The sequence below is a fragment of the Pedobacter sp. WC2501 genome, assembly GCF_052682415.1.
Genome location: NZ_JBQZFI010000001.1, coordinates 5130677 through 5143655, shown reverse-complemented (window position 1 = coordinate 5143655; position 12979 = coordinate 5130677). Strand labels below are relative to the sequence as shown.

Annotated in this window: 7 protein-coding genes; all 7 read left to right on the top strand. The window is 38.5% G+C overall.

The window, feature by feature from the left end:
- Positions 1-4 precede the first annotated feature (4 nt).
- Positions 5-2176 (top strand): family 43 glycosylhydrolase, encoded by a 2172-nt coding sequence (locus tag ACUN24_RS21665; RefSeq protein ID WP_445564409.1) that lies wholly within the window; start codon positions 5-7, stop codon positions 2174-2176.
- Complete coding sequence (locus ACUN24_RS21660; protein ID WP_445564408.1) at positions 2176-3309, top strand: glycoside hydrolase family 88/105 protein; 1134 nt, start codon at positions 2176-2178, stop codon at positions 3307-3309. Before ACUN24_RS21665 ends, ACUN24_RS21660 begins: the two co-directional genes overlap by 1 nt.
- A gap of 14 nt (positions 3310-3323) precedes the next feature.
- Positions 3324-4571, top strand: coding sequence for a DUF2264 domain-containing protein (locus ACUN24_RS21655; RefSeq protein WP_445564407.1), 1248 nt, complete (start codon positions 3324-3326; stop codon positions 4569-4571).
- Positions 4572-4645: 74 nt separating this feature from the next.
- A complete protein-coding gene (locus ACUN24_RS21650) occupies positions 4646-5767 on the top strand; it encodes a glycoside hydrolase family 43 protein (protein WP_445564406.1) in 1122 nt (373 codons plus the stop codon).
- Between the two features lie 110 nt (positions 5768-5877).
- Positions 5878-7713: a glycoside hydrolase family 35 protein gene (locus ACUN24_RS21645; protein ID WP_445564405.1), complete on the top strand. Its 1836-nt coding sequence runs from the start codon at positions 5878-5880 to the stop codon at positions 7711-7713.
- A gap of 254 nt (positions 7714-7967) precedes the next feature.
- Positions 7968-10997 (top strand): SusC/RagA family TonB-linked outer membrane protein, encoded by a 3030-nt coding sequence (locus tag ACUN24_RS21640; protein WP_445564404.1) that lies wholly within the window; start codon positions 7968-7970, stop codon positions 10995-10997.
- Positions 10998-11009: 12 nt separating this feature from the next.
- Entirely contained in the window at positions 11010-12635 is a 1626-nt protein-coding gene (locus ACUN24_RS21635; RefSeq protein ID WP_445564403.1) for a RagB/SusD family nutrient uptake outer membrane protein, read from the top strand.
- Positions 12636-12979: the final 344 nt, after the last annotated feature.

Sequence of the window (12979 nt, the reverse complement as noted above, 5' to 3'; positions counted from 1 at the left end):
AAAAATGAAGTATTCACCTATAAAATATGGCATTCTTTTATTACTGATATGTTTATCAGGTAAGATAATCGCACAACCCAAAAAATCTTTTGATCAAAAAACCGGATCAAAAGAAAATGTAGCTTACTTATTTACCTATTTCACCGGAAATTCGAAAGCAGAAGAAGCCATTCGTTTTGCAGTAAGTACCGATGGTTATCATTACAGCGCATTAAATAACAATAACGCAATCGTTTCTTCAGAAAAGATCAGCAGCACTGGTGGCGTTCGCGATCCACATATTTTGCGCGGTGAAGATGGCAAAACCTTTTACATGGTGGCTACTGATATGGTTTCGGCCAATGGCTGGAACTCGAACAGGGCCATGGTATTGTTGAAATCAAATGATCTGATCCATTGGACATCAGCAGTTGTTAATATTCAAAAACGTTTCCCGAACAACGAAAATCTGCTACGCGTTTGGGCACCGCAGACCATTTACGATAAGACTGCAAAAAAGTATATGGTTTATTGGTCGATGAAAAATGGCGATGACCCTGATAAAATTTATTACGCTTATGCCAATGCGGATTTTACCGACCTGGAAAGCACTCCAAAGCAGCTCTTTTTCAGTCCAACCAATGGCTCTTGTATTGATGGAGATATTATTTACGATAAGGGAAAATACAACCTGTTTTTTAAAACAGAAGGTAATGGCAATGGCATTAAAAAAGCAGTTTCTGATAAATTAACAGAAGGTTATGTATTACAGGATAAATACCTGCAGCAAACCAAAGAAGCGGTGGAAGGAGCCGGTGTTTTTAAGCTGAACCATGGTGATGAGTATATCCTGATGTATGATGTATATATGAAAGGCCGTTATCAGTTTACTAAAAGTAAAGATTTAGCAAATTTTAGTGTGGTAGATCAGGATATTACAATGGATTTTCATCCAAGGCATGGAACTATTTTACCGATTAATCAACAAGAGTTAAGCCGTTTGCTTAAACAGTGGTATACAGTCGAGTCTGTGCTACATACCGCAAAAAACAAGGCAATCAACCCAAATAATATTGTGCTGGATAGTATGAACAAAAAACTTTATCTCCCTGTAAATTATGGCACAAATCTAAAGGCTTTTGACCCGCAGTTTAATAGCTTTAACCAAATCAGCATCCTGCCAAAAGGAAAACTGGATTTTTCTAAAGGCCCTGTAAAAATTAAGGTGAGCATTCCTGGTCAGCAAGCTAAAACCTACGAGGTAAGTGTTGCAGTAGCGAATAACCCTGTGCTAAAAGGCTATTATGCCGATCCTGAGATTTTATATTCCAATAAAACTTCTAAATATTATATCTATCCAACCAGTGATGGATTTAACAATTGGAGCGGTACTTATTTTAAAACTTTTTCATCAACAGATCTGGTTAACTGGAAAGATGAAGGCAAAATATTAGATCTTGAAAAAGACGTTTCATGGGCAAAAAGGAATGCCTGGGCACCTACTATTATCGAAAAGAAAGTAAATGGAATGTATAAATATTTCTATTATTTCACAGCGGCACAGAAGATCGGTGTTGCTGTTGCTGATGATCCGGCAGGACCATTTAAAGATAGTGGAAAGGCTTTAATTGCGAGCAAGCCAAAAGGAATTAAAGGTGGTCAGGAGATTGATCCGGATGTGTTTAACGATCCTAAAACCAATAAAAGTTATTTGTACTGGGGAAATGGCTACATGGCTGTTGCACCATTAAATGACGATATGATTTCGATTGATACCAGTGCGATTAAAATTATTACCCCAAATAATGATTTCAGAGAAGGCACAGAAGTGTTTTATAGAAATGGGAAATATTATTTTTTATGGTCGGAAGATGATACCAGAAGCGAGAACTACAGGGTAAGATATGGTTTTTCTGACTCACCTACGGGAAAAATAACCATCCCTGAAAACAATCTGATTTTGGCAAAAGATGCAACTCAGGGTATTTATGGTACAGGCCACAACAGTGTGATTAAAGTAAATGGCAGAGACGAATGGTACATGGTTTACCACCGTTTTACCCGGCCAAAAGGAATTTCAATGGGAGACGCTGCAGGCTTCAATCGCGAAGTTTGTATTGACAAGATGGAATTTAATACTGATGGAACCATTAAACCTGTAAAACCAACTGTAAACGGCATTAAACCAATACACTAATGAATTCAAAATTATATAAAGTGCTTTTCTTACTCTTTTTCTTAACCAGCGGAGCGGTAAATGCCCAGAGCCAGCTGTCAAAAGAAGAAGTGCTGGAAATGATTAACCGGGCAAATATTTACTGGCAAAGCAACAATAAACCCGAAACGCGTGCCTTTTGGGATCATGCAGCTTATCATACCGGGAACATGGAGGCTTATGAGGTTACCAAAAACGAAGCATACCGAAAATATTCAGAAGATTGGGCCGAATACAACAAATGGATGGGCGCAAAATCGACCGATAAATCCAATTGGAAATATAAGTATGGCGAAACAGATGAACATGTACTGTTTGGCGATTGGCAAATCTGCTTCCAAACCTATATTGATCTATACCACTTAAAACCCGAAGAATATAAAATTGCCAGGGCAAAAGAGGTAATGCAATATGAAATGAGTACATCCAATAGCGATTATTGGTGGTGGGCAGATGGCTTGTACATGGTAATGCCAGTAATGACCAAACTTTATAAAGTAACTGGCGATCAAAAATACCTGGATAAACTCTACGAATATTTTATGTACGCCAACAGCATCATGTACGATAAAAAGGCAAAGCTTTATTACCGTGATGCCAAATATGTTTATCCAAAACATAAAAGTGCCAATGGTAAAAAAGATTTTTGGGCAAGGGGCGATGGCTGGGTGTTTGCAGGTTTGGCGAAAGTGCTAAAAGACCTGCCCCTTACAGATCCACACCGGAATGAATACCTAACCAAATACCGCAACATGGCCAAAGCAATTGTTAAAAGCCAGCAAGCAGAAGGCTATTGGACCAGGAGTATCCTTGATCCGCAACACGCGCCAGGACCTGAAACCAGTGGGACAGCATTTTTTACTTATGGTTTGTTGTGGGGGATAAACAATGGTTATTTAAAAGAAAAAAACTATTTACCTGCAGCGCAAAAAGCATGGTCATATTTAACTAAAACTGCATTACAGCCTAATGGTAAACTGGGGTACGTACAGCCTATCGGAGAGAAAGCCATTCCAGGTCAGGTGGTTGATGTAAATTCTACAGCGAATTTTGGTGTAGGTGCATTTTTATTGGCAGGAACCGAAATGTACCGCTATTTATCAAACGAACACTAAATTTTAAAGAGAAAATGAGACTTAAAAATATTTTGATTCCGGCCTTATTGATCATTTTGGCTGGTGGATCTGTTTTTGCACAAAAGAAAGCCAAAAATACCAAAGGTGCGGCGCTAACTGACAGGCAGTTTTGGTTGCAGCAAATGGATAAGATGGTGAAACCTGTTTTATATAATTTGGCTAAAGACAGTTTGCGTATTGCAATGCCAAAAGTTACGTCTGTTCATATCGATAATAAAGAACACCGCATTAAAGTACAATATGTAGAGGTTTTGGGTAGGGTGTTAAGTGGTATTGCGCCATGGTTGCAGTTAGAAGGTGGTTCGACTGAAGAAGTAGATTTAAGGAAACAGTACCGGGAGTGGGCCATTCAGGGCTTAAAAAATGCCTTAGATTCTAACGCCAAAGATTTTATGAATTTCGATATCGGTGGGCAACAATTGGTAGATGCTTCTTACGTAGCCCTGGCTTTGGTACGTGCACCTTGGTTGTGGGAAAACCTGGATAAGAAAAACCAGGAATTGATGATGCAATCTATTGTAACGACCAGAAGATTTAAGCCCGTTTTTTCTAACTGGTTACTGTTCTCAGCAATGAATGAGGCCTTTTTAGCGAGATTTGGTTACAGTTGGGATCCTATGCGTGTTGATTATGCCCTGCAACAAATGGAGCAATGGTACACAGGTGATGGAATGTACACCGATGGAACATCATTCGCCTTCGATTATTACAATAGTTATGTAATTCATCCTTATCTGGCTACTTTGGCCAATATCATTGGTACTAAAACGAGCAGTTATAAAGAAATGTTCGAGAAGATTAAAAAGCGTAATGAACGATATGCCATTATTCAGGAAAGATTAATCAATGCCGATGGCACTTATCCTGCAACTGGTCGCTCTATCATTTATCGTGGAGCTGCATTTCATCATTTGGCTGATATGGCCTGGAGAAAAGCATTGCCTAAACAGTTAAGTCCGGCACAGGTACGTTGCGCTTTAACAGCGGTAATCAGAAAAACTTTAGAGAGCCCATCAACTTATAAAAATGGATGGTTAACAATAGGTTTATATGGCGATCAGCCCAATCTCGGTGATTTCTATAACAACCAGGGCAGCCCATATATCGCTTCAAATATCTTCTTGCCTTTAGGTTTGCCGGCATCAGATCCTTTTTGGGCTAACCCGGCAGAAAAATGGAGCGCACAAAAGATCTGGAGCGGCGAGAATTTTGAGAACGACCATAGTGCCAGTTTAAAATAAATAAAACGTTGATATACAGTCAAAAAGATGTAGGTAATTACTTCTATATAATATTAAAAAATTAGTTAATTAAAATGATGAATAAGAGAATCAGTTTTGTTTTAGGATTTATCGCCTTTAGTTTGGGCTTAAGTAGTTTTGTTTCTGCGCAGCAAACCTATACCTCTTTTACCCCGGGTAAAATTTGGAAAGATGATAAGGGTGTTCATATCAATGCACATGGCGGCGGTATTGTAGAGCATAAAGGTGTTTATTATTGGTTTGGAGAACATAAAATTGAAGGAGAGATAGGAAATACGGCACAGGTAGGTGTACATTGCTATTCATCGAAAGATTTATACAATTGGAAAGATGAAGGCATTGCCTTGCCAGTTTCCAACGATTTAACCAGTGATATTGCCAAAGGCTGTATCCTCGAAAGACCTAAAGTAGTGTACAACAAGAAAACCAAGAAGTTTGTAATGTGGTTTCACTTAGAACTTTTGGGTAAAGGTTATGCAGCAGCCAGGTCAGGTGTAGCTGTTGCCGATCGGGCAACCGGGCCATATACTTTTATCAAAAGTTATCGCCCAAATCCTGGTAAAATGCCTTTTTATGCATCAGGCACAGCCGAAAAAGATATGGTAAACTGCCAGCAACCAGCCAATAAAAGTGATGGCTTTTTCTGCAGGGATTTACCTGGCGGACAAATGGCAAGAGACATGACCGTTTTCGTAGACGATGATGGAAAAGCCTATCATGTATTTTCGTCTGAAGAGAATTTTACCTTGCATTTAGCAGAATTAACCCCAGATTATTTAGGGCATACCGGGAAATTTATCAGAATTTATGTAGGGCAGCAAACCGAAGCACCAGCTTTGTTCAAGAAAAATGGAACTTATTATATGGTCGGTTCAGGCTGTACAGGCTGGGCGCCAAATCCGGCAAGATGGTTCAAAGCAAGCAATATCTGGGGACCCTGGACTTATATGGGGAATCCTTGCCAGGGCGAAGGTGCTAAACTAACTTACGGTGGGCAAAGTACCCATGTATTGCCAGCACCAGGTAAAAAGGGAGATTTTATTTTTATGGCCGATAAATGGGCGCCAAAAAATGCAATTGATGGCCGTTATTTATGGTTGCCGATCAAATTTGAGCAGGATAAAATTTCGATAAACTGGGCAGATGAATGGGATCTGAGCGTGTTTAAAAAATAAACAACAAACAAAATTTTGATATAAACCTTGATGATTAGATTGCGTAAAACCATGCAAAGGGAACCGTTTTGCCCAAAATTCGGGTCATCTTAAAAACAACTTTTAAAAAAATGAAAGCAAAATTACTATGGTTCGTGGCGATATGTTTCTCCTTATCGGCTTTTAGCCAGCAAGCTAAACATACATTCAAGCTGGGAGAAACAGACTTTTTATTAGATGGAAAACCTTTTCAGATTATCTCTGGTGAGATGCACTATCCACGTGTACCAAAAGAAGCCTGGAGAGCCCGTATGAAAATGGCCAAAGCAATGGGCTTAAATACCATTGGTACCTACGTTTTCTGGAATTTGCACGAACCGCAAAAAGGAAAATTCGATTTTTCTGGTAATAACAACATTGCCGAATTTGTAAAAATTGCCCAACAGGAAGGTTTATGGGTTATTTTAAGACCAAGCCCTTACGTTTGTGCGGAGTGGGAGTTTGGTGGCTATCCTTATTGGTTGCAAACCGAAAAAGGTCTGGTGGTAAGAAGTACCGAACAGCAATATTTAGAGGAGTATAAAAAGTATATTATTGAAGTTGGTAAACAGTTGGCGCCATTGCAGATCAACCATGGTGGTAACATCATTATGGTACAGGTGGAGAATGAATATGGTTCTTATGCCGCCGATAAAAACTATTTAGATATCAACCGGAAAATGTTTACAGAAGCGGGTTTTGATGGATTGCTTTATACCTGCGACCCTGCAGCAGATGTAAAGGATGGACATTTAGATGGATTGCTACCAGCACTAAACGGCATTGATAATCCAGCAAAAATCAGGCAATTGGTAAATGAAAATCACAATGGCAAAGGGCCATATTTTATTGCAGAGTGGTACCCTGCGTGGTTCGATTGGTGGGGAACCCCTCATCACACTATTCCGGCGGCAGAATATACCCAAAAGTTAGACTCTGTTTTAACAGCAGGTATTTCGATTAATATGTATATGTTTCATGGAGGGACCACCCGCGATTTTATGAATGGTGCAAACTACAAGGATATTTCGCCCTACGAGCCACAAACCAGCAGCTATGATTATGATGCACCTTTAAACGAGGCAGGAAATGTGACTGAAAAATTCAGGGCATTCAGAAGTGTGATCGAAAAATACCTTCCTGCAGGACAAAGTTTACCACCAATTCCAACTGCAAAGCCCAGCATGGCCATTGCACCTTTTAAATTGGGTACTAAAATAGCATTATTTAATGCCCTGCCTAAAGCAGTAAAAAATAGTACACCTTTAACTTTCGAGGATCTTAGTCAGGATTATGGTTGCGTATTATACCGCACCACCATTCAGGGAGGTAAAAAAGGCGAACTGCAGCTTAAACAATTGCGCGACTATGCGCTCATTTTTGTTAATCAAAAAAGGGTAGGTATTTTAGACCGCAGACTAAACCAGAATACATTAGCATTAGATCTTCCGGCAGGAGAGGTACAGCTTGATATTTTTGTGGAGAATATGGGCCGGATAAATTTTGGAAAGTATTTACTCGAAAACAAAAAAGGAATTACCGAACAGGTTACTTTTGATGGTGCCGAAGTTAAAAACTGGTCGATGTATGGCTTCCCTTTTGGCAACGATCGTCTTAACATTACGGGTTCATCAAAAGCTAATGGAAACGGGCCAACATTGCAGAAAGGTTCCTTTCAGCTATCAACCGTTGCCGATACTTATTTAGATATGACCGATTGGGGAAAAGGAGTAGTATGGGTTAACGGACACAACTTAGGTAAATACTGGGCAATAGGTCCACAGCAAACACTTTATATTCCTCAAGAGTGGCTAAAAAAAGGTAAAAATGATATCTCCGTTTTAGAACTGATTAAACCAGATCAGAATATTTTAAAGGCAATTGGCCAGCCAATCTTAAACACGATTAAGAAATTAAATGTTGATTAAACGTTTAAAATTTTCCAAATAGGGGTTAAAAAGCTAAATTTTAACAAAAAGTAACGATTTAGCCCCTACTTATTACCGTATTACCCCTCACTGTACTGGGATTTTATGTTTACTTTGTTGCAATCAATCCTTCATTATTCATGCACAATTTCTACATCCGGTCAGATTAAATATTTACTGAAATATTTTTGATAGACTACACTTTTGAATTCCTCTCGCGGTTCAATTATTAACTAACCAAATAATCTTAAAAAATGAAAAGAAAACTACTAGACACATCTAAGTGTGCTGTAATGTTTTTGTTTGTTTTAATCCTATCCTTAGGTAAATCAAACAATTCAATTGCACAAACAATCGCTCAAATCTCAATTTCCGGAAAAGTAAAAGATAATAAAGGTAATCCCGTTCCAGGTGCATCTATTAGTGTTAAGGGAACTACTCAGGTGGTGGCCAGCGATGCCAATGGAAATTTCAAAATATCAGCCCAGAAAGGACAAAGTCTGGTAATTAGTTTTATAGGTTACGTAACCAATACAGTATTGGTAGCTAATGACACACAACTGAGCATCGTCCTTGCAGAGGATAAGGATAAAAACTTACAAGATGTAATTGTAGTAGGTTATGGTACGCAAAAGCGTTCTGATGTTACCGGTTCAATTGTTTCTGTACCTAAAGCAAGGTTGTCGCAACTACCTGTAACGAATGTTCTTCAATCAATTGAAGGTGCAGTAGCAGGGGTAAATGTTAGCACTACATCATCTGTTCCCGGAAGCCAGCCGAATGCATTAATCAGAGGTCAGAATTCAATAAGCGCAGGTACCGGGCCTTATGTTGTTGTGGATGGAGTACCTTTGACCAAAACCGGTGGTTCATTAAATGACATCAATCCGAATGATATCGCATCTGTTGAAGTTTTAAAAGATGCGAGTGCAACTGCAATTTATGGTACCAATGGCTCAAATGGTGTTATCTTAATCACAACGAAAAGAGGTACAACCGGTAAACCGGTTATTCGTTACAGCGGTTATGCAGGTATCGATAATATTGCACATATTTTGCAGCCAGGAAGCGGTGCTGATTACGTTCAGAAATATGCTGATATGCTTAAACAGACCGGACAGGTACAACAAAGACCTGTTCCAAATATCGGAGAGCTTCCTGCTTATAATGCAGGTACCACAACCGATTGGGTTAAGGAAGCAACTCAACAAGGTGTAATTCAGGATCATAATGTTAGTATTTCGGGCGGATCACAGGATGTTAAATATTTCATTTCAGGCGATTATCTTAATCAGAAAGGTGTAATTAAAGGTTATGATTTTAAACGTATAGGTTTGCGTTCTAACTTGGATGTTAATGTAACCAGTTTTTTAACTATAGGTACATCATTATTCTTAACCAGTAATAACTTCGACGGTGGAAGGGCGAACTTGTTGTTAGCAACAGCGATGAGTCCTTATGGTCAGGAATATAATACAAATGGAACATATACAATTTACCCGATGAGTCCGGAGCAATTGTATACGAATCCACTGTTAGGTTTAACAACTACTCAAATCAGAAGAACAACCAATATTAATGGAAACGGTTATGCTGAAGTTAAGTTTCCCGGTGCTTTAACCGGTTTAAAATTTCGTTTAAATGCAGGTTACACTTACTTCCCTGAAAAAAGAGGAAGTTATATCGGCCGTTTAGCCAATGATTTAAATGGTACGGCAAGTAGTTTCAATGCATCTACAAATAGCTATACCATCGAAAATATCTTAACTTACTCTAAAGACATTAAAAAACACCATTTTGATTTTACTGCCTTGTATAGTGCTCAGGAGCGTAACTATAATTCTACCACAGCTGGTGCGGTTGGCTTCATTAATGATGAATTAGGTTTAAATAATATTGGTGCAGGTGCTACGCAAACCAGTGGATCTAACCGTGATAGATATGGGCTGAACTCTCAAATGGGCCGGTTATTCTACTCATACGATAGCAAATACTTACTTACTTTGACTGCACGTAGAGATGGTTCTTCTGTTTTTGGTGCAAACACAACTAAATATGGGGTTTTCCCTTCTGCAGCAATTGGATGGAACATTATTAACGAAGACTTTATGAAAAACGTTAAAGTTTTCAGCAATCTGAAATTAAGAATATCTTATGGTAAAACAGGTAATGAGGCTGTTGGTGTTTACAATACGATTACAACTGAAGGATCCTCGCGTTCTCCTTTTAACGGCATAAGTACAATTGGTGTTATTCCAAATAACTTAGGAAATATATCATTACAGTGGGAAACTACAAAAACGGCCAATATCGGATTGGATTTCGGAATTCTTAACAACAGAATTAATGGTAGTATTGAAGCTTACCAAAATAAAACAAGTGGTTTATTGCTTGACAGAAGTTTGCCTATTATTACAGGATACTCAAAAGTTTCAGAAAATATAGGTAAGACAACAAATAAAGGCTTAGAGTTAACTTTAAATACACAAAATATTGCTGGTAAAGATTTCCGTTGGGAAACCATGTTTGTTTTTGCGACTAACAAAAATAAAATTACCGATTTATATGGCGATGGAAAAGACGATTTAGGGAACAGATGGTTTATAGGTAAGCCAATCAGAGTAGTGTATGATTATCAAATGACTGGCGTTTGGCAAACGGGAGAGGACGTTTCTAAACAAGACCCAACAGCAAAACCAGGAAGCCTGAAATTTGCTGATTTAACCAACGACGGTAAAATTACTGCTGATGACAGAACGATTCTAGGTCAAATTGATCCAAAATGGACCGGTGGTATAACCAATACTTTCCACTACAAAAACATCAACCTGAGCATTTTCATTCAAACTGCTCAAGGGATGACTAGAAACAATACTGATCTGGGTTATGGTGATGAAACCGGAAGAAGAAATACGCCTGCTGAAATTGGTTACTGGACGCCTGAAAATAGGAGCCAAACCAGGCCAGCATTATCTTACAACAACACTTTGGGTTATGGCTATGCATCAGACGCAAGTTACACCAGAATCAAGGATGTAACTTTAAGTTATGTGTTTTCACAAAATCTATTGGATAAACTTCATTTAGGTGGTCTAACAATTTATGCTAGTGGCCGTAACCTGCATACTTTTACAAAATGGGTAGGTTGGGATCCTGAACAAACTACTTATGGTAGAGGATCCGGGGATTCCAGAGCTAATCAGCAGGCATTCGCGGCAGATTGGACAAATAATTATCCTTTAACAAGAACTTTCGTATTGGGTTTAAATGTTTCATTACGTTAATTTACAATCATCATGAAAAAATATATAACCATAATTGCTTCATTATCATTGCTTTTTGTTGTGTTTTCGTCCTGCAAAAAAGCATTTTTAGATGAGAAACCGTTTTCATCATATACACCATTAACGCTTACGGATTCACTTGGATTCGAAGCATCGTTAATCGGTTTATATAACCACACAAGTACAATTTTTTCCTGGTCCGATCAGCAGGGCTGGCCAAGCGTTTGGCAGGTTGGAACTGATGTTGCAAATGCAACCAATAACCAGCAAGGTGTAGAAATTCCATACTATAATTACGCTACGCTAACTTCTACTGATGGTGGTGCAGCCCGCATGTGGAATAGAGACTACATCATGGTAAACTTAACTAACATTATTGTAGATGGAATTGAAAATCCAAGTGTAACTAGTTTAAGTGCAAAAGGTAAAAGCCTGGTAAGTGCCGAAGCTAAATTTTTCAGGGCGTATGCTTACAACAACTTAGCAACTTTGTTTGGTGGCGTGCCATTGATTACACATGCATTAGCAGGCCCAAAAACAGATTTTGTGAGAGCACCTATAGCTGATGTAAACAATCTAATCGTAGCAGATTTGCTTTTTGCTGCAGCAAATCTTCCTGATATTGAAGCGGTAAAAACAAACACCAAGGGGAAAATGTACGGCAGAGCTAATAAGTTTATGGCCATGCAGCTTCTGGCTGAAGTTTATCTTCGAATCGGGAAACCTGATTTAGCTGAACAACAGGCACAGGCCATTATCAGTAGCGGAAAGTTTAGCTTGATCAGAAGCCGTTATGGTGTTAAAACTGGCCAGCCAGGGGATTACTATTCAGACATGTTTCAATATGGAAATGAAAGAAGGGTTCAGGGCAATACAGAGGCTATTTGGGTGTTAGAGCAGGAAAATCCGACTGCGGTTGTTGGCGGTATTACCGATAGTCCGCAGCAAAGAAGGGTTTGGGGTGCTGCTTATTACAACATCGCGGGAATGGCTTTGGCCGATTCATTAGGTGGGCGTTCGATTGGCAGGTTGCGCCTAAGTAATTGGGTACTTTATGGCTTGTATAAAGGAAATGATATTCGGAATTCGCAATACAATATCCGTAGAAAATATTATTACAACGACCCCGATCCTAAATACGCAGCAAAATTTGGAAAACAAGTTCCTTTTACCGGTCCCGATACGTTAATCAATATTTGCCCAAGTACAACCAAATGGGGCGCTTTTGATCCCAATGATACTTTTGGTTATGCCATGATTAAAGATTTTATCTTGATGCGTTTAGGTGAAACTTATTTGCTTCTCGCAGAAGCACAGGTTGCACAAGGTAAAACAGGAGATGCAGCAACAACAATTAACGTGTTAAGAACCAGAGCAAATGCTGCACAGGTTAGTGCTTCAGAAATGACAAAGGATTTTATTCTTGATGAAAGAGCCAGAGAGTTAATTGGTGAAGAAAACAGAAGAATGACCCTAATGAGAACCGGAACTTTGGTAGAACGTGCACTTCGTTTAAATTCGAACGATGCTTCAAAACCAATTACCGGCTTAACGACAAAAAATTTATTATTGCCAATTCCTTTAGGTGAAATACAGCTAAACAAAGATGCTGTGTTGACTCAAAACCCAGGTTATTAACCCTTCAGTTTACTTAATTAATTCACTCTCCGAACCTTTCTGTAAAGAAAAGTTCGGAGAGTTTTTGTTTACAGCGGGTTTTAAAGCAAGGCAATCTGGTTAATTTGTTAAATCAATATCCTTTTAAGAAAATGGATTATTGAATCTTTCTTTTCTGAAATTAAACTTTAAATCAAAGTTTAATTTCTGACTAAAAACAGAAAAACAACATAAAAGGCCTAAAAATAACAATTTAACCCCTATTTATTACCGTATTACCCCTCACTACGACCGCTTTTTTTATAGTTAATTTGTTAAAATCAAATAAGATAATTGAATATGAAGAAACAACTACTACTATTAAT